We start from the raw sequence: 21838 nt of genomic DNA, 5'->3' as shown, positions 1-21838 counted from the left end.
TACCGGAGAAACAACTCCGGTATTTTAATTGGGAAAATCAATATTTCATAAAAATAATAGAAAGTTATTGTATAGATTAAAAAAGGAGGACAATATATGAAAAAACCAATTCTAGAATTTAAGGATTTTTCAGTTCAATATATAGTTCAGGCTAAACCTACATTAAAAAATATAAATTTAACTATATATGAAGGAGAAAAAGTTCTTATAGTAGGACCTTCAGGATGTGGTAAAAGCACACTTTCAAATTGTATAAATGGCTTAATTCCTTTTTCATATAAAGCAGAAACTACAGGAAGTTTAAAAATTAAAGGTAAAGAAGCCAATGAATTAAGTATTTTTGAAATATCTACAATGGTTGGAACAGTACTACAAGATCCAGATAGCCAATTTATTGGATTAACAGTTGGAGAAGATATAGCTTTTAAATTAGAAAATTATTGTGTTATGAAAAAAAATATGAAAGATAAAGTTGAAAATGTATCTAGATTAGTTGACATAAATAGTCATCTGTATTCATCACCACATAATTTATCTGGTGGTCAAAAGCAAAGAGTAACATTAGCAGGAGCTATTATCGATGATGTAGATATATTACTCTTTGATGAGCCTTTAGCAAGTTTAGATCCAGCATCAGGAAAAACATCTATTGAACTTATAGATAAAATACAGAAGGAAACTAATAAAACAGTTTTAATAATAGAACATAGATTAGAAGATGTACTACATTGTGATGTTGATAGAATAATAATTATGAATGATGGTGTAATAATGGAAGACACCACACCAAATAAACTCTTAGCTTCAAATATTTTAATTGAAAATGGAATAAGAGAACCTTTATATATAACTGCTCTTAAATATGCAGGATGTCATATTACCGAGGAAATGAACGCTAAAAATGTAGAAATAATAGATATAAATGAATGTAAAGAAAAATTAAATAGTTGGTACCTTAATTCAGTAGATAAAAAGAAAAAAGAAAAAAATAAATCTATACTAGAACTTCAGAATGTTTCATTTCAATATAATGAAGAAAAACAAATATTGAAAGATGTGTCATTTAGTATATATAAAGGAGATATGGTTAGTATAGTAGGAAAAAATGGAGCAGGGAAATCCACTATTTCTAAGCTTATATGTGGATTTTATAAACCAACTACTGGAAAAATATTTTTTGATGGTATAGATATAGAAAAAAACACGATAAAAGAAAGAGCAGAAAAAATAGGTATGGTAATGCAAAATCCCAATCAAATGATATCTAAAACTATGATATTTGATGAGGTTGCATTAGGACTTAAAGTTAGAGGAATAGGTAAAGAAGAAATAGAAGAAAGAGTATATAAAACCTTAAAGATTTGTGGATTATATGAGTATAGAAATTGGCCAATATCTGCATTGAGTTTTGGTCAAAAAAAACGTGTTACAATAGCATCAATTTTAGTTTTAAATCCAGAAATAATAATATTAGATGAACCAACTGCTGGACAAGATTTCAAACATTATAATGAGATTATGGAGTTTTTATTAGAATTAAATAAAAAGGGAGTAACTATTATAATGATTACTCATGATATGCATCTAATGTTGGAGTATAGCAACAAAGCTATAGTTCTATCACAGGGAGAGAAGATTGCTGATGATTTATCAATGAATATTTTAACTGATCACAGGATAATAGAGGCAGCTAATCTTAAAGAAACATCTTTGCAAAAATTGGCATTAAAATCTAATATTGATAATCCTAAAAAGTTTATTGAAAGATTTATTGAAGAAGATAGGGGGGAAAGAAAATAATGAGTGATACGATGCTGTCTTATATAAATAAAGACTCAATAATACATAACTTGACGGGAGCTACAAAACTTATATTTTTTATATTATGGGCCTTAGCATCTATGTTAACGTATGATACTAGAGTTTTAGTAGTTATGTTTGTTTTAAGTATAGTTATTTTTAAAATGTCTAAGTTGAAATTTAAAAATGTGGCAATAATAATATACTTTATATTATTTTTTCTACTACTTAATAATATAGCTATATTTATATTCTCACCTTATCAAGGTGTAGAAATATACAAAACCAAACATGTATTATTTCATATGCTAGGTAATTATTCTTTAACATTAGAACAATTATTTTATCAATTTAATATAACAATAAAGTATTTTTCCGTAATACCAGTAGCACTTTTATTTATACTAGCTACAGATCCAAGTGAATTTGCAGCTTCCTTAAATAAAATAGGTGTTAATTATCGTATATCTTATTCAGTTGCAATAGCCTTAAGATATATACCAGATATTCAAAGGGATTATAAAGATATTTCTTTTGCACAACAAGCAAGAGGAATAGACATGTCTAAAAAAGAAAAATTAAGCAAAAGAATAAAAAATTCAGCATCTATACTTATGCCTTTAATATTTTCAAGTTTAGATAGAATAGATACTATAAGTGCAGCTATGGAGTTAAGAGCTTTTGGAAAAATGAAAAAACGTACATGGTATAATGCAAGAGATTTTAGAAAAAATGATTATATAGCTTTAATTCTAGCAACAGGATTATTTATTTTATCATTATACTTTATACTAAAAAATAATAGTAGATTTTATAATCCATTCATATAGAATTTCAAATTTTAAAAAATATATTTATGTTTATTCATCAAATCTTTGTTATAAGTCTATAAAAATAAGTACAACTGCATTTAGTTAATAGCTTAGAATGAAACTTGAGTCCAGTTTCTTTTAACCTAACAATATAATTTTCTTTGAAAATTTATATAAAGTAGAAAAAATATGGTTATAGTTATTAGAAAAAAAGTGAGACATGCTATGAATCAATTAGAATTTAACACTGCATTTTGTATGAAAAAATTTTAAGGTTATTGAATAAATTAAAAAGAGATATTTTATTGGAATAAAGTGGCGTAGCTTTACGCACACGGTTGATAAATAGTAAATATAAAACCTTCACAACATAAAAATGTTGTGAGGGTTTTATGTTATGTAAAAATTTAACTTGATTTAGTATCTAAAACATAGATATTAAATATATTGGTTAGTAGAAGAAATAATTTTGGAGGAAGAAATGGGCCTATATAGATACAATAGAGATATAATTTCTGTGAAAAATGGTTATGTTACAGGAAAAAGTGAAGGAGAATTAGTTTTTTTAATGGGATGTCCATTTGATGAAGATAGTAATTATATTGAATCAGTAGATGTTGTTATACAGCAAAAAAAAATGAGAGAAGAAACTATACATTTAAATGTAAAGGGCTATGATTTAGATTTGGCTTTAATTAATTTTACTGAAAATGATAAACAAGAGATTATGATAAGAGGTGCTTTAGGAGGAGAAATAGCACATTTAATTGCACATGTATATAGATATGAGGAAGGAAACTTAACAGAGATTTTTAATTATAATAGTTTTTATGAAAAATATAAATTTAAAGCTAGGTATTTAGATGATTATAATATTGAAATTTTTTGTGAGGAAACTAAAAAGAAGTTTGTTCTAAATATTAATGATGATAATGATGAATATTTAAATAATATATATAGCAGAAGTGGAAAATTTTTAGGGAGTAATGCTCCACATATATCTCCTATAAATGCTATTTATCCAGTAAAACAAGTAGGAAAAAATTATAATTCACTATTAATACAACAAATTATAATTGAACCGTCAAATGAACATATGTTTGGAATTATAGAAACATTATTAGATATAGATGAATATGGAAAAATGAAAGTTATATATCAATCCATTATGAAAACAGGAAAAACATATAATAGATTAAGGGAGAGTGAATTATATTTTAATATAGAAGATGTTATACCAGAAGGAGCAGAAGTTATTTCTCTAAATAAATTTGGTGGTGAAAATGACATTATCAAATTAGATTTAGACAATGATAAAGAAGATGAAATTATATATGCTTATAATTACAAGGGATATGGACATATAGGTATATGTAAGGTTACAGGAGAGGGAGTACAGATTTTAGATAATTATGAAGGGAAAGGGGATAACATAGGTTATTTAAATATAAAAGAAGTTTGCTCTAGAAAAAATAAAAATATAATAATAGGATGGAAAATACGAGATTTTACTTGTAGATTAGATTTATTAGAATATAAAAATAAAAAAATAAGTAGTTTAATTCCACATACTATATTATGTTTTAATAAAATAGATGTTGTAAATTTGGAAAATAAAAAAGAAAAGTTAAATGAAATAGTATTATGGTATAAAAGTAAAAAAGTAGGTTATGAAATAAGTATGTATAAATGGATAAAAGGAAATCTTATTGAAATAAATAAATATAATAAATATTATTATACAAAAGTTTTAAAATATTATGATGAATTGATAAAAACTAAAAGTAATTCTATAGAATATTTATATAATGTAGCAAAAGCTAAATACTTAGTATCCCAATATGATGATGCATTAAAAACTATAAATAAGGCAATGTATTTGAAATTAACGTATCCATCAGTAGAAGAGTTAAGGGATTTTCAATGTGTGTTAAGTGAAGGGGTAAAGGAAAAATAAGTTTATAAGTTTAAAAGTTGAATATAAATTAAAAAAGGTACTTTAAAGTACCTTTTTGTTTATATAATTCATTAGAGATTAATTGATAAAAAGTTATAAATTCTATAGTAATACAAATAATTTTAAATTAAATTTTATTATTGTTTAAATTAGATGATAGAAAAATCAATTAGTTTTCCCACTCATCAGCATTTTTTAATCCAGGTATAGAGGATGCTTTAAATACTGGAGTTTCAACACCTGCTTTTTTCTGAGCAATATAGTCTTTTAAAGCTAAGAAAGCATATTTACCTAAGAATAGTATAGCTATTAAGTTTACTATAGCCATAATTCCCATGAATAAATCAGCTAAGTTCCAAACAAAATCTACTTTTACTAATGATCCGAATAAAACCATTGCAACTACTAACGCTCTATAAACATTTAAGAATACTTTGTTAGTTTTTATAAATTCTATGTTAGATTGTCCATAGTAGTAATTACCAATTATAGAACTAAAGGCAAATAAGAAAATACATACAGTAACAAATACACTACCAAATGGTCCTATTTGAGAACTTAAAGCTTGTTGTGTTAATTCTATACCAGTAAGGTTTGTGTCTGAATATGTTCCAGATGCTAATATTATAAATGCAGTAGCACTACAAATTATTAAAGTAGCAACAAAAACTCCTAATGTTTGAACAAATCCTTGTTCAACTGGGTGAGATGCTTCAGCTGCAGCAGCGGCATTTGGAGAACTTCCCATACCAGCTTCGTTAGAGAATAATCCTCTTTTAATACCTTGCATTATAGTTGCACCAAGTCCACCAGCAGTTACTGATTTAAATCCAAATGCATTTTCAAATATAAGTTTTAATATTGCTGGTACTTGAGTAATATTTAAAACAAGTACTAATATTGCAACTGCTATATAAGCTATAGCGAAAATAGGAACTATTACTTCTGAAACTCTAGCTATTCTTGTAACTCCACCAAATATTACTAATGATGTAAGAATAACTATAATAATTCCAGAAACATTTCTGCTTATTCCAAAAGCACTATCGAAAGCTACAGTAATAGTATTAGCTTGAACTGAGTTAAATATTAATCCAAAAGATATTGTAATTAATATTGAGAAAATTATTCCCATCCATCTTTTGTTAAGTCCTTTTTCCATGTAGTAAGCAGGACCACCTCTGAATGCTTTACCATCTTTAACTTTATAGATTTGTGCTAATGTACATTCTACAAAACCAGAAGCACTTCCTATAAGAGCTATAATCCACATCCAAAATACAGCACCAGGACCACCTAAAGAAACAGCAATAGCAACTCCTGCTATGTTTCCAGTTCCAACTTTAGAAGCTGTACTTATACAAAATGATTGGAAAGAAGAAACCTTACCTTCTTTGCCGCCAGCCTTACTATCTTTGCTAACAAGAAGTCTATACATTTCTTTTATGTATCTAAATTGAACAAAGTTTGTTTTTATAGAGAAGTATAAGCCTGATAATATTAAAAGTGCAATTAGTATGTATCCCCAAAGATAGGTATTGGTTGTTGAAATTAAATTGTTTAAAAAGTCCATAAAATTCCTCCTCAGTAAAAATAAAAATTAATCTCTATGAATTATTTTAGTATGAACGTATTTATGTTTTTTTATATATTAAATAAATAACGCAAATAAAGTAATGAATTTTCAATATATAATAATAATACGAAATACACTAAAAAAAGTCAATTTTCAACAAAATAAGAATAGAACAAATTAACAGTAAAATGATAGTTAAATTAAAGGAAAATTCAAAAATAAGTATTTTTTATAAACAGTTAACAAAAAATTCAAAAGTAGAGAGAAAATTTTAAAATACCATCTAGAGGGTGATAAATAAAGAAATGAAAGAAATTTATAGAGTTTATGGATAAAAATTATAATTAAAATGTTAAAAAAGTGTGAATGGTTATAATTTCATAGGCATTCATATAATTTAAAGTAGTAAAATAATAAAATGGAATTTAATTGAAAATAAAAAGTAAATAAAAATATACAAAAAAGGAAATGTCTTAAAATAATAAAAATAAATTTTAAGACATTTTCACATTATAAAAATCCAATAGAGATTAATTTATACAATATTTTGTAGTAGAAATAATTAATTATTAATTAATCTTTCCATTCATCAGCATTTTTTAATCCAGGTATAGATGATGATTTAAATATAGGATTCTTAATACCTGCTTTTTTTTGAGCTGTATAATCTTTTAATGCCGAAAATGCATGCTTACCTAAAAGTGATATAGCAATTAAATTTATTATTGCCATTAAGCCCATAAAGAAATCAGCTATATTCCAAACAAATTCTACTTTAACTAAAGAACCAAACATAACCATTCCAACAACGCAAATTCTATATATGGTTAGGATAAATTTATTAGTTTTAATAAATTCTATATTAGATTCCCCATAATAGTAATTACCTATTATAGAACTAAAAGCAAATAACAAAATACAAATTGCTATAAAATAGTTGCCAAAAGAACCTATTTGTGAAGTAAGAGCATGCTGTGTTAATTCTATACCAGTAAGGTTTGAATCCGCATAAGTTCCAGAAGATAAAATTATAAATGCTGTGGCACTACAAATTATTATAGTATCAACGAAAACTCCTAGAGTTTGAACAAGACCTTGTTCAACTGGGTGACATGCTTCAGCGGCAGCAGCAGCATTTGGTGAACTACCCATTCCAGCTTCATTAGAGAATAAACCTCTTTTAACACCTTGCATTATAGTAGCACCTAATCCACCAGATGTAATTGCTTTTAATCCAAAGGCATTTTGAAAAATTATTTTTAAGATATTTGGAAGTTGAGTAATATTTAATACAAGGACTAAAAGTGATACAATTATATAAGCTATGGCAAAGATAGGTACAATTATTTCAGAAACCCTAGCAATTCTTGTAACCCCTCCAAATATTATCAAAGATGTAGCAACAACAAGGATAATACCTATAGTAGTTTTACTTACTCCAAATCCAGTATTAAAAGCCACTGAGATCGTATTAGCTTGTACAGAGTTAAATATTAGTCCAAAAGAAATAGTAATAAGTATTGAAAATAATATTCCCATCCATCTTTTATTAAGTCCTTTTTCCATGTAATAGGCAGGACCACCTCTGTAAGCATTTCCATCCTTAACTTTATAAATCTGTGCTAATGTACATTCTACGAAACAAGAAGCACCACCAATTAATGCTATAAGCCACATCCAAAAGACTGCTCCTGGACCACCCAAAGCTACAGCAATAGCAACTCCTGCAATGTTACCAGTACCTACTTTAGAAGCAGTACTTATACAAAAGGATTGAAAGGAAGATACACTACCTTCTTTCTTTTTATCTTTATTACCTCCATTTAAAAGAAGTATAAACATTTCTTTTATATATCTAAATTGAACAAACTTAGTACCTATAGAAAAATATATACCAAGAACTAACAAAAGGGCTATTAGTACATATCCCCAAAGATAGTTATTAGCTGTTGCAATAAAATTATTAAAAGATTCCACTTAAATTCCCCCTCGAGTTTAAAATTAATCTCTAGTGAATAATAAATAATTAAAATTATGATTGTTATTTAGGTTTATAAATTTGAATTTAAAATTATATAATTTTAAATATTAACTTAAAAAAATAAGTATATCTATAATTAATTAAGTTTAATAAAAAATACTGAAAATAGTTTTAAAAATAAAAAACTTAAATATATAAATAGAAACAGAGTTTATAAAGTTCCAAGTTGAATTTTAAAATTATACATTTCAAAACTTGGATACCTAAAATAGTGAAATATGTTTGTAAAAACTTTAAATTCAAAAAACTTTCTAAAAAGCTAAATTTTTAGATTAATAAATAGCTTTAAGTATTAGTTTATTTCCTGAGATATTTCACAAAAAAATTAAATTATATTTAATGTATAAAAAAGTAAAAAATATAAAAAATATAACAAAAAGTAATTATATGTATATAAGTATACAAAAAAGTCAGAAAAAAATCAATTTTCAATAAATAATTATTTTTTAATTTTTACTAAACATATAATGTAAATATGAATGTATATACATATAAATTAACAGAAATTTAAAAGAAAAATAAAGGTATTTTACGTGTTTAAATCAAATTAATCAGTGAAGATAATTTATTGTAATTTAGGGGGAGTAAAGTTTGGAAGCTTTAAATAATAATAAGGATTTTTTAGAAAAAAATAGCTATATTTTTGAAAGTATTAAAAATATGAATAAATTTTATAAATCAATGAAAGAATTTAGAGAGAGAAGAAGTGAAAAAAATTCTATCAGTATAAAGAATGAAATGCATTATAAATTTAATTGTGAAAATAATATGGAATATAGCTTTTTATGCCGCTCTCTAACAATAAAAGAGTATATTAATATTTTAAAAAATGAAATCAAATTTTTAAATGATAGTATACTATATAAATTTGAAGAAGACAAAAATTACTTTAACTTTTACAATCAATTTTCAACTAAATCGGAAATTAATATGTTAGATTTACAATATGAAAATACTTCAGATATTAAATATCTAAAATATTACCCTGGAATTAGAATATATTTAGACAATGAAAAGATTATGAATTTAAAGGACAAAAAAATTTTTGTTGGAAATTATGTAAAGTTAAATTTAAATATAATTAAATATATAATATTTCCTAATAAAAAAGTATATAATTTTTGTGAAAATTATATGGATGAAAATTTAAAGGAAAAATCTATAATATTAAATATAGAAAATAAAATTATGATAAGGGAATACATTTATATGTGCAATTATAATGTATATAGAAAGAGTACAAATGGTCCTAAAGTAGAATTTTAATTGGTTCTATTTTAGGACTACTTTTTATTAGATATTAAAATAGATTAATTAATTATTTTGAATTTGATATATAATAAATGTAGAAGCTTCTTTGGGATTATTGAATATAGGAGAGTGCTATTACTATGAAAAACAACATTGATAAAAAAGTTTTTTTTGAAAAATATCCTTTTACAGTACAAGAAATTGAAAAGAATAATATTAATTGGGATAATTTAAATGCAATATATAACGATTTTATACAATCTAGAGAAAATTATGAAACACAAGCAGAATTTATTTCTAATATAGTAAAGAATGCATGTAATGTTCATACTGTTAAGGCAAGAGTTAAAAATGCAGAAAGATTAATAGAAAAAATTATTAGAAAAACAAGAGATAGAAAAGAAAAATATGGGGAAGATTTTAACTTTACTATAGAAAACTATAAAGATGAAATAAATGATTTGATAGGAATTAGAGCTATACATATATTTAAGCAAGAATGGGAAAGTATACATCAATTTATACTTAATACATGGAAAGTTACAGAGATGACAGCTAATGTTAGAGAGGGCGATGACACAAGCAGGTTTGAAGAATTAGGAATACAAATTCATTCAAGAAAATCAGGATATAGATCAGTGCACTATTTGATAGAATTTTATCCAACTAGTCAAAAGGTTATAGCAGAAATTCAAGTAAGAACTATATTTGAAGAAGGATATGGTGAAATAGATCACCAGCTTAGGTATTCACATAAAGAAATACCTAAGGTATTAGAAGCAAATTTATTATTATTTAATCGTATTGCTGGAAGTGCTGATGAAATGGCTTCATTTATTAATTTATTAAATGATAATTTAGGTAGTGTAAAGTGTGAATATAATAAAGTTTTAAAAGAAAAAGAAGAAGAAATTAAATTATTGAAAGAAAAAATTTGTTCTTTTGAAAAAAAGTAGATTCAATTGAATCTACTTTTAAGAATTTATAGTTAAATTAGTTTTTGTTTTTAATTTTGTATATATAAAATGCATATATCTTATAAGAACGTATAAAACTATAACTATTGCAATATATTCAGAAGCCTTGCTTATGTAATTCAATAAGCTAGATTTCATATTTATTGAGCCTAAAAATTTATTTGAAGCTTTTAAAGCTATAGCACTTATTACTAATGGAAATGTAAATGCTGAGTAGCTTGGATAAAACTCTATTTTAAGAAATTTAGGTAAAAGAATGATTACTGCTATTAATGTTATTAATGATAAAGATAATAATATTCCAATTATAATAGAATTTTTTGCGTCAAATGAATTTATATATCCAGCAAGACAAAGACTAGCTGGTGCTGCAAAAATAGTTATAAGTGGTAATGTTGGCTTAGGAAGTTGCTTTATAATTAAAACTCTATAAAGGACTATAGGTAATAAAATTAAATAACATATAAACCCAAACCAAAATACAGTCTTGCCAAAAGTTAAAGCATTAAAATTTGGAGCAGTTAAGCTTACAACTACAATACCTACATAAACTATGAAATAACTTGGAAATACTTTTTTTATATTAAATTTTAAAATAAACTTTATAGTAAAGTAAAGCATTAATACAAAATGTATAATAATGCCTAAAATCCAAAATATAAAAGCACATTTATAAGAATAAGGCTTTATATATGTTGATAAAATAATTATTCCCATAGAAAATGTAGGAGTTACACTAGCTATTACTGGGTTTTTCAAATCATCTATAACAGATTTTGGATTAATAAAAAATTTTAACACAAGACATATAAAAATTATTGCAGAAATAGCTCCAAATATGTTTTTATATATAGGACTATAGTTTGCAACTAAATTTCCAGTAGATGCTAAGGCTAGCATTAACCCAGCAATAGGGAGTGGTATTAAGTTTAAAAAATTTTTCATATTTAAGACCTACTCTTCATCAATATTTTTCAAATTAAGTTCTCTAACTATTATGCTAGCAGCTTTTTCTGCAACTTCACCAGTAAATGATATACATTGAGCCTTATGTTCGCCAGAACCCATATCCATACCTTGAGTATGTACTTTACAACATAAACAACCATGATTTTGTCTAAAACTTTCTTGAAGTTCATTTGCAAGTTTTAAAGTATTTTCTACTTTTTTGTCTCCACCTTTAGTTCTACCAAAGAAATAACCAAGACAAAGAATACCACCAGAAACTGCTCCACATACACATTTTGAACGGCCTATACCTACAGGAAATCCAGATGCCATAGCAACCATTTCATCAGGCATGTCTAATTCAAAATTGTTTTTTATAGAATAAACTATAGCTTCAGAACAAAAGAAATCACCTTTTCTGAAAAGTTCTTCTGCATCTGATTTGATTTTTTTGATACTTACTTCAGTTTTCATATTAAATCCTCCTAATTATATATAAAGTAGTGCAAGAATATAAAATTTTAATATACTCATTAAATTTAAGTATTAGTAAAATATTTAAAGTCTTAATGAATAAATTAAAAATATAGATTTCTATATATTAAAATCTAACAAAAAACATACAAGTTTAGAAATAGAAAAAACAAATAGAATAAAATTATCTATAGGTATTTAAAATACATACTGATTATTCAGTTGAAATTTGAAAAAATATTAAAGTTGAGATAATTTACAAAACATATTAAAAATGTAGAATTGTGAGGGGCAAAGTTGAAAATATATTAAATATTATTAAATTTTAACTTTTTAATTCTATGATTTAGTATAATAGGAATAAATAAAAATTTTAAATGAAAAGGTTTAAAGTGAAATTATTAATATAATTTCAGTTTTAATTTTAGGGGGGAAGTATACATGGATATTTTTATGATTTTAGCAGCATTTGGTGGAGGTGCCTTTGCAGCGGCAATAGGAGCCTTACCAGCATTTATACTTGTAGGAATAGTTGGACTTACGGGACTTACTGTGTCCACAGGTCCAATTAACATGGTTGATGGTGTTGCTTTTGGAGCTTTTTTAGGACCACATATTTCTTTTGCAGCTGGAGTTGGAGCTGCAGCTTTTGCACATAAAATTGGTGAACTTGAGTCAGGAGCTGATCTTGTAACACCACTTAATAAGTTTTCTAATCCATTAATCTTATTAGTAGGTGGTGCATTTGGTGTAATTGGATGCGTATTAAATTATTTATTTTTAGAAATTATACATGTTCCAGCAGATACAGGTGCACTAACAGTTTTAACATCTGGAGTTATTGCAAGATTAGTATTTGGTAAAAGTGGTTTATTGGGAGATACAAAAGTTAAAGAGAGAAAATATTTTCCTAATAGTAAAGAAATAATTTATTTGATAATGTTAGGTTTAGGTGCTGGTTTAGTAAGTTCGTATTATGCAGTAACAACAGGAATTGCAGTGTTAGGTTTCTTTATTAGTGCGACTACATTAATTTTTGCACAAATGGGGTATGCAGTTCCTGTAACACATCATATAACTTTAATGGCAGGATTAGCTGGAGTTACTAGTGGTAACATTTATATTGGTGCAGCTTTTGGTATTATTGCAGCGATAGTAGGTGATATAGTATGTAAGACTTTAAATAGTCATGCGGATTCACATATTGATCCACCAGCAACAACAAATTTTTTACTTTCATTAATAATAACTCTTTTATTATAAAATGCAGTTTAATAAATAATAGTTTAGATGAAAGTATTTTTACATATTATAATACTTTAAAATTATAATACTAAATAGTATTTAAAGATAAGATTATAGATGTTTAAAAAATTTATAATATCTTAATATTAAAAACATAAGAAAAAGAGAAATTAGTATAATATTTCTAATTTCTTTTTTTATCTAATTTTATAAAAATACTAAGGATAAGTATGAAATAAGGTATTTTAAGTTGATTCTATATAAAGGTAAATAAAAAATGTATATAATAGAATATAATTATGTAGTTTTATGAAAAGGGGTATAATTGTGGAGAGGAAAAGTGCTTTAGAAATAAAAGATTTAAGAAAAAGTTTTGGAAGCAAAAATGTTTTAAATGGTGTAAATATAGAGGTTTATAAAGGTGAAATCATAGGATATATAGGTCCTAATGGTGCAGGTAAGAGTACTACTGTTAAGTTAATATTAGGATTATTAGAAGATTATGATGGAGAAATAAAAGTTTTAGGAGAAAATATAAAAAATAGTGATGGAAGCTATAAAAAAAGAATAGGTTATGTTCCAGAAGTAGCAGATGTTTATGAGAGTTTAACAGCAAAAGAATACTTAACATTTATAGGACAATTATATGGTATGGAATATGATGATATAGATAAAAAAGCAAAAGAATTAATGGAGGTTTTTAATGTAGGCCAGTCCTATAATTCTAGATTATCTAATTTTTCAAAGGGTATGAAACAAAAGGTAATGATAATAGCCAGTATTTTGCATAATCCAGATATATTATTTTGGGATGAACCACTAAGTGGGTTAGATGCGAATATAATAATGATAGTTAAAGAACTTTTAGAAGAATTGGCTTCTAAAGGAAAAACTATATTTTATTCATCACATATTATGGATGTTGTAGAAAAAATAAGTGATAGAATAATTCTTATAAATGAAGGTACAGTTATTGCAGATGGAACATTTGAGGAATTAAAAGTGCAAATAAATGAAGGTTCATTAGAAAATATATTTAACGAATTAACTGGATTTAGTATGCATAAAGAGACAGCTAAAAAAATTATATCTATAGTTGAAGGAGAGGAATAATTGTGTGGGAGTTTAAAATTCTAAAACTAATAGATAAATTTAAGTGGGTCTACGAAAAATTAGGTGTAGATTATGATATGATGAGTCTAATATTAAAAATGAAACTTACTACAGACAGTAGAAAGACTCCAACAGTTTTAAGTAATACTAATGATGATAAGAAAGAAGAAAAAAATCAGTTTAAAAGTGCATTGAAGTATTATTTATTTTTAGGTATAGTTTTTATGTTTGTTATTATTCCAGATATAAATGTCATGGCTAAAATGAGTATGTATTTTTCAATGATTATGTTTTTTATTTTATCTATTTTTATATCTGATTTTTCAACTGTTATCTTAGATGTTAGAGATAAAACTTTAATTGGAACTAAAGGCATAGATTTAAGAACTATAAATGCTGCAAAATTTACACATATAATTATATATATTTGTGAAATTACACTTGCTCTTTGCGGATTTTCTCTTATAGCATCGTTAAGATATGGGGTTTTATTTTTTATAGTATTTTTTGTTGAAATAATTTTTATAGATTTATTTCTTGTAACAATAACAGCATTAGTATATTATTTAGTGCTAAAGTATTTTGATGGTGAAAGACTTAAAGATATAATAAATTTTATACAAATAATTTTAACTGTAATAATTACAATAGGATATCAATTTATTGGAAGATTATTCAATTTTGAAAATATTAGTGGAACGTATACTGCTAAAATGGTTCATTATTTTTTACCACCGCTTTGGTTTTCAGCACCATTATCAATTGCAAAAAATAAACAATTAGATATAGGCATAAGTATATTAGCAATATTAGCAGTAGTTGTACCTATATTAAGTATAATTTTATACTTTAAAACAGCAAAAAGTTTTGAAGAATATTTAATAAAGTTAAATGAAAATTCTCAAATATCTAACAAAGAAAAAGGGAAATTTACTTTAAAGTTAAGCAAATTTATATGTAAAAATAAAATAGAAAGAGCATTCTTTAATTTTTCCTGTGAAATGTTAAGCAAAGAAAGAGATTTTAAACTTAAGGTTTATCCATCATTAGCCATGGCAGCTATATTTCCTTTAATATTTTTACTTATGAACATTGGAAATACAAGCAATACAGCAAACAGTATTCAGAATATATCACAAGGTAAGTCTTACTTTACATTTTATGCTTTAATAATGTTGGCATCACCAATGATAACAATGATTCAATTTTCCAAGGAGTATAAAGGCGGATGGATTTACAAGGCACTACCTATAGAAAATTATAACTTGATTTATAAGGGTTCAATAAAAGCTTGTATTTATAAATTTATTATGCCTGTAGTTATTCTAGATGGGATAATTTACTTGCTAATTTTCAAATGGAAATTTATTATACATCTAATTATAATGATTTTTGTTATGATATTAATGGTATTAATAGATTTAAAATGTATAGGTGTAGGATTACCATTTTCTATGAAGTACAGTCCAAGCGAAAATAAAAAATCCCTAGGAGCGTATATGTTGTCATTTATTATAACTGGAGCAATATGGGGAGGGCACTATATTTCAACAACTATTTCCTATGGAATTTATGTATATTTAATAATAATATTTATTGCAACAATAATAAGTTGGAATTTAACATTTAAAAATAAAAATAATTTTAAAAACATGATTTCATGATTAAAAAATTAGCTAGATATTGGTATTTACTTTATAGATAAAATACCAATGTCTAGCTTTATTTATTAGCAAGTATAATCTTATAGGGTTCCAAGTTGACTCTTAAAGTTATTCATTTCAAAACTTGGATACCTAAAATAGTGAGATATGCTCCTAATCACTTAGAATTCAACACTACATCTTGTGTAAAAACATTTTAAGGTTGTTGAATAAATTTAAATTGGAGCTTGTTTCCCTATAGCTTTAAACCTATATAAAAAAATAAGATATATTTTTATTTAAAATTTCAAATATATATTGTTCAAAATTTTACTATGCTCTAAAATAAAAAATGTAAATAATTTAAAAGAAAAAATATAAGAAACTAGGGGGGAGGAGGTTACCAAAAAAATATAGGGTTTAAGATTTGGTAACTAGAATTAAAATGAATAATAAAAACAAGGGTATTGCTTTAGTATTGATAGCTACCTTATTTTGGAGCGTGATGGGTATTACAAGCAGAAATTTATGTATTGCAGGCTTAGATGAAAAAGGGATATCATTTTTTAGGGCATCTATAGCAACGGTATGTTTTTTATTGTGGCTGTTAAAAAACAATAGGGAAGCTTTAAAAATTGATATAAGGGGACTAGTAATATGCTCTTTTTATGGAGTTGGTACATTTGCAATGTGTTTTATTGCTTTTAATTTGTCTGTATCCAAAATTCCAATATCAATAGCTACTGTATTAATGTTTACAAATTCTATATGGGTCACTATATTTAACGCAATATTTTTTAAAGAAAAAATAACATTAAAAAAAATATTTGTAATTATTTTTGCTATGATTGGGTGTTTATGCATAGCTAATATTTTAGGTGGAGAAAAAATTAAGTTAGATCTTATAGGAGCTGTTGCAGGGGTCGTTACTGGAATGCTATTTGCACTTCAGATTGTTATTCCTAGATTTTACATAGAAAAATATAAAAAAGATACAATGTTAATATATGGATTTTTGTCAGCTACATTATTTTTAGCTATGTTTACTAATTTTAAGGATATAAAAATAGCTGTTATAACTAATAATCATCCAGCAATCGTTATATTAAATATTTTATCAATAGGATTTCTAAGTACATTTATATCAAATACGTTTTATGTAAAAGCTACTGAGTACATAGATACAAGTTTAACTAGTATATTAGTTGCTTTAGAGCCAGTTTTAGGTAGTATATTTGCATTTTTTATATTTGGTGAAATGTTAAATGGCGTTCAAATAATTGGATCGATAATAATATTAATGTCTGCTATTTTTTTAGAGTATGATTTTTCGAGATTAAAAAAAAATAAGCATATTAAAAGTTCTATATAATTATCTTATATATAAAAGAAGTATAATATTTTATTATGCTTCTTTTATATATAAGATAAAACCTATTACATTTGTAATAGGTTAATAGAAGTAAACTTATAAATTTGATTTTAAAGAACATAAAAAATAAAATATATATGATTAATTAAATTTTGTGAAATAAGGAATGGAGTGTTAGTATAATGAAAATATTAAATAACGTATTAGACATAGAAAGATGTGTGAGAGAAAATAATTTTGTAATATTATATTTTTCAAATGAAAGTTGTGAAGTTTGTAATGTGTTAAAAGGCAAGGTAGATAAAATAGTAGATTATTATGAAGAGTTAAAGAGTTTTAAAATAGAAATAAACGATTGTAAGGAAGTTGTTTCTAAATATAATATATTTGATATACCTACAGTAATATTTTATATAGATGGAAAAGAAATTTTAAGGGAAAGAAGATATATAAATTTAAGTGAATTAGATAAAAAAATTAATAGGTACTATAATTTATATAATAGATAAAAAATTCATTTAAATATAAGAATTAGGAAATATATATATAAAAAGTTAATTTATATATATAACTATTTTAATATATGCTATAATTAATTATTGTAGAATAAATGTAAAATTAGTAGTTTTGTAGTACAATCATTTTTAAATTTATTGTTTTAAAAATAAAGAGGATTCATCTTGAATATCTTTTTTTTTATGTGAAAATAGTTAACAACTTGATAAAAGTCTACAGTATAAATTAATAATAATTTACATTTGTGAAATGTTTTTTAGAAATAAAAAAAGGTATAATAGAGTATATTCATAGGTCACAATTGGAAAAAGTTAAAAATAAATATAATAAATTTATGGTATATATTTAGGGGATATTATGTAGTTACGAGCTATAGAATCATTAATAATTTGCTTTACTTGAGTATAAAAAGTTATAGTATAATAGGTATGTAAATAGGTTATAAAAGCAAATGGTTTAGGAGGAATTATGAGTTACAATATTGCAATATGTGATGATATTAAGCTTCATAGAAAAGAAATTATAGATATATTAAAAGAAATTTGTAATAAGTCTATAATAGAAATTAATATAGATGAGTTTGAAAACGGTGATGACTTAGCGATAAAAATAAAAGATAATCCGTATAAATATGATATAGTATTTCTAGATATTATAATGAATAGTACAAACGGTATAGACATTGGAAAGTTAATAAAGAGTTATAATGAAAGACTTATATTGGTTTTTATAACGTCTTCTAAGGAATATGTTTTTGATGGATATGATACTGGAGCTTTAAATTATTTGTTAAAGCCAGTTAATAAAGAAAAATTAAAGTTAGTTTTTGAAAGAGCTATATGTTCAATAACTAAAAAAGAGGAAGACTATTTTTGTTGTAAGTATAAAGGTGTAATAACAAAAGTTCCTTTAGATGAGATAGAATATTTTGAAAGTATTAGGAGAGTGATGTTTGTATGCACAGATACAACTAGTAATACTTTCTATGGTAAGATATCTGAAGTTGAAGAATTTTTACCACATAATCAATTTGCAAGATGTCATAAAGGATACATAGTTAATATAAAGAAAATAAAAGAAATAAACAAAGGGGAAATAACATTAGAGTCTGGTAAAATTATACCTATAAGTAAAACTTATTTAGAAATTATAAAATTTAAATTTGTAGATTATTTAAATGATTGGTGTAAATAATATGTTTAATTAAAAAGGTATTATAATTTTAAATTTGTCTTAGTATGTAGAGAAATAAGCTCCAATTTAAATTTATTCAATAAGTTTAAAATATTTTTATATAAGACGTAGTGTTTAATTCTAAGCGATTTAGAGCATGTCTCACTATTTTTGATATTCAAGTTTTTCAATGAATAAATTTAAGAGTTAACTTAGAACTCAATATGAAATATAAAAAACTATGAAGTTAGATATTGTATCTAACTTCATAGTTTTTTTAAAGGAAAATTAAAAACAATCAATTTCCAGAGAATCATCAGGTTCATTTGAATTTATATAAATTAAAGATTTTTTTATAACAAAGAATGAAATTATAACACATAAACCTTCAGAAATTATAGTTGTAAACCATATTCCAGAACCACCAAAGATAGTAACCATTACTAAAAGAACTATAGAAACTAATATAAGTCCCCTTGATAATGAAATTATAGTAGCATATATAGGTTTTTCAATAGAAGAAGAGAATCCAGAAATTAATATATTATAACCTAAAATTAAAAAGGAAAAAGAATATATTCTAAATGATTTTACTGAGTAAGAAAATAACTCTAAGTTTTCTTTACTTATAAAAATGCTTACTATTTCATTAGTAAATATTATAGATATAGTAAATATTAAAATTGATGCAAAAGTTATAGCTTTAAAGGACATTTTTAAAAGTTGTTTAATACTGGCATTATCTTCTTTTCCAAAATAGAAGCTAGATAGTGGTTGCATTCCTTGGGTTATACCAATCATTGTCATTAGAACTAAAGTACTAACGTAACATATAACGCTATAACTTACTATTCCATTTTCTCCTATATGTTTTAAAATGCTTTGATTAAATAATAATATAACAACTCCAGATGTAAGTTCTGTTATAGCATCAGGGAATCCTATAAATATTATTCTTTTTATAGTGTTAAACTTAAATTTAAATTTAGTTAGTTTTAGTTTAGAAACTTTTCTACAAAAATGACTAAAGAAAAATATTGTTGATATTACTTGTGAAATACCTGTTGCAACTGCAGCGCCCTCAACTCCTCTATTTAGTTTTATCACGAATAGGTAGTCAAGAAATATATTGGTTATTGCAGAAAGAACAACTCCTATTATTGCCAAGTAAGGAAAGCCATCAGTTTTTGTAAGAACTTCTAAACAGTAAGAAACTATAAAAAACGTGTTGAAAACAATTATAATTTTAAGATATGAAATTACAAATGGTAAGGTGTTTTCAGTAGCACCTAAAAATAGTGCAAGTTTATCAATGTTAATATAACTCAGTATGCTAATAGTTAGTGAGAATACAATCATAGCCACAAGGTTGAGGGTGAAAATTTCATTAGCATCTTTATTATTATTTTTTCCAAGGGAAATTGAAATTATTGTAGATGCACCGGTTGAAAAGAACATAGAGCATGCAAAAACGAAATTCACATAAGGCATAGCAATATTTACAGCAGCTAAAGCGGTAGGACCAACTCCTCTACCAACAAACATACCATCAACCATAGTATAAATTGAGTAAACCCACATAGCTATTACTGAGGGGAATAAGTAATGTAAAAATTTTTTTCTTAGTGCCGACTTATTGGCGACGGCATCAACAGAATTAGACATAAAAACACTCCTTGAAATTATTAAATTTTATAATGATATTTTTTTTATTAAATTTATTTAAAATTTAATAAAATATTATAAAATAATACTATAATAGAATTATAAACCTTGGTATAATACCAAGGTCAAGAGTTGCATAAATATTATTATATTTATGTTTAGCAATAGAAGTGGAGTGGTTATTAAAAAACAATTAAAGTAAAGAGTAAATTAATTTATATAGTAAATTAATTTATATAGTAAATATAAAACTAAACATTGTACAAGTAAGTACATGATATGTAATTAAGAGGTGTTATTTTGAAGGATTATTATAAGATTGGAGAAATTTCTAAAATATATGGAATTGGAAGAGATTCACTTATGTATTATGAAGAGTTAGGTATTTTAAAACCAATAAGAGATACTAATGGATATAGACTTTATAGTATAAGTGATATATGGAAACTAAATTTAATTAAAGAATTAAGAACATTAAATTTTTCTATGAAGAAAATAAAAGATTATATAGATAATAGAAACATAGAGATTACTAAGGAGGTTTTAAAAGAGGAAATACATATAATTGATAAACAAATAAAAGATTTAAGTAAGCAAAAGGAAAATATAATTAATAGATTAAATAATATAGATAATGTAGTAAATAGTTGTGAACTTTATACTATGAAAGTTGTTTATATGAATGAAAGAAAAGCACTTAAACTTAATGGTAATATATCTAGAGATGAAGATGTGGATTTTTTAGTTAAAAAATTACAGAAAAAATTTGAAGAAAAATTTTATGTTTTAGGAAACAAAAACATAGGAGCCATATATGATTTAAACCAGTTAAAAGAAAACATATACAATCAGTATAAATCAGTATTTTGTTTGTTAGAGGACAAGGAAAAATCATATAATCTTTTACTTGAAAAAGGATATTATGTTACTTATTCATATAGAGGATCATATTGTACAAATAAAGAACACTTACCTAAGATTTTAGAATTTATAAAAGAAAATAATTATAAAATTAAAAGTGAACCAATTGAAATATATAAAATAGATGTTCACGAGACATCATTAGATAATGAATATATTACTGAAATTCAATTTCCAGTTGAAAAGTATTAGTAATAGATAAAGCCGTAGTGTATATTACGGTTTTATTTAATTTTAAGTTTTCTATTTATGTTAATTGAATTTTTTCTAGATGATTTAAAAAAACTATGTCTTTTGGAAACCATTAAGCATAAATTTTACTTTCTCTATATAGTGCCACTTTTTATTTAATAA

At 24.7% G+C, this 21838-nt stretch carries 17 protein-coding genes; 12 read left to right on the top strand and 5 right to left on the bottom strand.

The features are described 5' to 3' along the window. The first annotated feature begins 96 nt into the window (after window positions 1-96). The 3 genes from KQI36_RS04515 (at window position 97) to KQI36_RS04505 (ending at window position 4569) form a co-directional block, all read left to right on the top strand. Window positions 97-1800 (top strand): ABC transporter ATP-binding protein, encoded by a 1704-nt coding sequence (locus KQI36_RS04515; RefSeq protein ID WP_216449790.1) that lies wholly within the window; start codon window positions 97-99, stop codon window positions 1798-1800. Beyond that, window positions 1800-2630: an energy-coupling factor transporter transmembrane component T family protein gene (locus tag KQI36_RS04510; RefSeq protein ID WP_216449788.1), complete on the top strand. Its 831-nt coding sequence runs from the start codon at window positions 1800-1802 to the stop codon at window positions 2628-2630. Before KQI36_RS04515 ends, KQI36_RS04510 begins: the two co-directional genes overlap by 1 nt. Window positions 2631-3093: 463 nt before the next feature. Continuing rightward, a complete protein-coding gene (locus KQI36_RS04505) occupies window positions 3094-4569 on the top strand; it encodes a hypothetical protein (RefSeq protein WP_216449786.1) in 1476 nt (491 codons plus the stop codon). 169 nt (window positions 4570-4738) lie between these two features. Here the strand turns inward: KQI36_RS04505 and KQI36_RS04500 are convergent, their stop codons facing one another. Together KQI36_RS04500 and KQI36_RS04495 are read right to left on the bottom strand one after the other, a co-directional pair. Beyond that, the gene (locus KQI36_RS04500; RefSeq protein ID WP_010293348.1) at window positions 4739-6142 is read right to left on the bottom strand and encodes an alanine/glycine:cation symporter family protein; all 1404 of its coding nucleotides are present in this window, start codon (window positions 6140-6142) and stop codon (window positions 4739-4741) included. Between the two features lie 576 nt (window positions 6143-6718). Further along, window positions 6719-8122, bottom strand: a complete 1404-nt coding sequence (locus tag KQI36_RS04495; protein ID WP_216449784.1) for an alanine/glycine:cation symporter family protein — start codon at window positions 8120-8122, stop codon at window positions 6719-6721. A 655-nt stretch (window positions 8123-8777) separates the two neighbouring features. On the opposite strand from KQI36_RS04495, the gene KQI36_RS04490 reads away from it, so the two are divergent. Then, window positions 8778-9452, top strand: coding sequence for a hypothetical protein (locus KQI36_RS04490; RefSeq protein ID WP_216449783.1), 675 nt, complete (start codon window positions 8778-8780; stop codon window positions 9450-9452). Between the two features lie 125 nt (window positions 9453-9577). Then, window positions 9578-10393 (top strand): RelA/SpoT domain-containing protein, encoded by an 816-nt coding sequence (locus tag KQI36_RS04485; protein ID WP_216449781.1) that lies wholly within the window; start codon window positions 9578-9580, stop codon window positions 10391-10393. Between the two features lie 18 nt (window positions 10394-10411). Here the strand turns inward: KQI36_RS04485 and KQI36_RS04480 are convergent, their stop codons facing one another. Both KQI36_RS04480 and KQI36_RS04475 read right to left on the bottom strand, forming a co-directional pair. Further along, window positions 10412-11359 (bottom strand): TDT family transporter, encoded by a 948-nt coding sequence (locus KQI36_RS04480; RefSeq protein WP_216449780.1) that lies wholly within the window; start codon window positions 11357-11359, stop codon window positions 10412-10414. Between the two features lie 9 nt (window positions 11360-11368). Further along, complete coding sequence (locus KQI36_RS04475) at window positions 11369-11836, bottom strand: C-GCAxxG-C-C family (seleno)protein (RefSeq protein ID WP_216449779.1); 468 nt, start codon at window positions 11834-11836, stop codon at window positions 11369-11371. Between the two features lie 441 nt (window positions 11837-12277). On the opposite strand from KQI36_RS04475, the gene KQI36_RS04470 reads away from it, so the two are divergent. From KQI36_RS04470 to KQI36_RS04445, 6 genes are all read left to right on the top strand, one after another. Further along, entirely contained in the window at window positions 12278-13099 is an 822-nt protein-coding gene (locus tag KQI36_RS04470) for a DUF7973 family transport facilitator (protein WP_216449773.1), read from the top strand. Between the two features lie 291 nt (window positions 13100-13390). Further along, a complete protein-coding gene (locus KQI36_RS04465) occupies window positions 13391-14194 on the top strand; it encodes an ABC transporter ATP-binding protein (protein ID WP_042315872.1) in 804 nt (267 codons plus the stop codon). A gap of 2 nt (window positions 14195-14196) precedes the next feature. Beyond that, on the top strand, window positions 14197-15858 hold the full coding sequence (locus KQI36_RS04460) for a hypothetical protein (RefSeq protein ID WP_216449769.1): 1662 nt from the start codon (window positions 14197-14199) through the stop codon (window positions 15856-15858). A 406-nt stretch (window positions 15859-16264) separates the two neighbouring features. Further along, window positions 16265-17209 (top strand): DMT family transporter, encoded by a 945-nt coding sequence (locus KQI36_RS04455; RefSeq protein WP_244991467.1) that lies wholly within the window; start codon window positions 16265-16267, stop codon window positions 17207-17209. A gap of 182 nt (window positions 17210-17391) precedes the next feature. Next, window positions 17392-17718, top strand: a complete 327-nt coding sequence (locus KQI36_RS04450) for a thioredoxin family protein (protein WP_216449768.1) — start codon at window positions 17392-17394, stop codon at window positions 17716-17718. A gap of 475 nt (window positions 17719-18193) precedes the next feature. Further along, window positions 18194-18919, top strand: a complete 726-nt coding sequence (locus KQI36_RS04445; protein ID WP_010293330.1) for a LytR/AlgR family response regulator transcription factor — start codon at window positions 18194-18196, stop codon at window positions 18917-18919. A gap of 267 nt (window positions 18920-19186) precedes the next feature. On the opposite strand, the gene KQI36_RS04440 is transcribed toward KQI36_RS04445, so the two are convergent. Continuing rightward, on the bottom strand, window positions 19187-20563 hold the full coding sequence (locus KQI36_RS04440; RefSeq protein WP_216449766.1) for an MATE family efflux transporter: 1377 nt from the start codon (window positions 20561-20563) through the stop codon (window positions 19187-19189). Between the two features lie 300 nt (window positions 20564-20863). Between KQI36_RS04440 and KQI36_RS04435 the strand changes: the two genes are divergently transcribed. Beyond that, window positions 20864-21676 carry a MerR family transcriptional regulator gene (locus KQI36_RS04435; protein WP_216449764.1) on the top strand — a complete coding sequence of 271 codons (813 nt, stop codon included), beginning with the start codon at window positions 20864-20866 and terminating at the stop codon, window positions 21674-21676. Window positions 21677-21838: the final 162 nt, after the last annotated feature.

Source organism: Clostridium senegalense (genome assembly GCF_018916625.1).
Taxonomy (GTDB): Bacteria; Bacillota; Clostridia; order Clostridiales; family Clostridiaceae; genus Clostridium_J; species Clostridium_J senegalense.
This window is presented reverse-complemented; position numbering and strand designations above follow the sequence as displayed.

Excerpts from the sequence above, each read along its gene's own strand:
- KQI36_RS04515 (WP_216449790.1), top strand. The coding sequence starts at position 97 with ATGAAAAAACCAATTCTAGAATTTAAGGATTTTTCAGTTCAATATATA.
- KQI36_RS04510 (WP_216449788.1), top strand. The coding sequence starts at position 1,800 with ATGAGTGATACGATGCTGTCTTATATAAATAAAGACTCAATAATACAT.
- KQI36_RS04505 (WP_216449786.1), top strand. The coding sequence starts at position 3,094 with ATGGGCCTATATAGATACAATAGAGATATAATTTCTGTGAAAAATGGT.
- KQI36_RS04500 (WP_010293348.1), bottom strand. The coding sequence starts at position 6,142 with ATGGACTTTTTAAACAATTTAATTTCAACAACCAATACCTATCTTTGG.
- KQI36_RS04485 (WP_216449781.1), top strand. The coding sequence starts at position 9,578 with ATGAAAAACAACATTGATAAAAAAGTTTTTTTTGAAAAATATCCTTTT.
- KQI36_RS04480 (WP_216449780.1), bottom strand. The coding sequence starts at position 11,359 with ATGAAAAATTTTTTAAACTTAATACCACTCCCTATTGCTGGGTTAATG.
- KQI36_RS04475 (WP_216449779.1), bottom strand. The coding sequence starts at position 11,836 with ATGAAAACTGAAGTAAGTATCAAAAAAATCAAATCAGATGCAGAAGAA.
- KQI36_RS04470 (WP_216449773.1), top strand. The coding sequence starts at position 12,278 with ATGGATATTTTTATGATTTTAGCAGCATTTGGTGGAGGTGCCTTTGCA.
- KQI36_RS04465 (WP_042315872.1), top strand. The coding sequence starts at position 13,391 with ATGAAAAGGGGTATAATTGTGGAGAGGAAAAGTGCTTTAGAAATAAAA.
- KQI36_RS04450 (WP_216449768.1), top strand. The coding sequence starts at position 17,392 with ATGAAAATATTAAATAACGTATTAGACATAGAAAGATGTGTGAGAGAA.
- KQI36_RS04445 (WP_010293330.1), top strand. The coding sequence starts at position 18,194 with ATGAGTTACAATATTGCAATATGTGATGATATTAAGCTTCATAGAAAA.
- KQI36_RS04440 (WP_216449766.1), bottom strand. The coding sequence starts at position 20,563 with ATGTCTAATTCTGTTGATGCCGTCGCCAATAAGTCGGCACTAAGAAAA.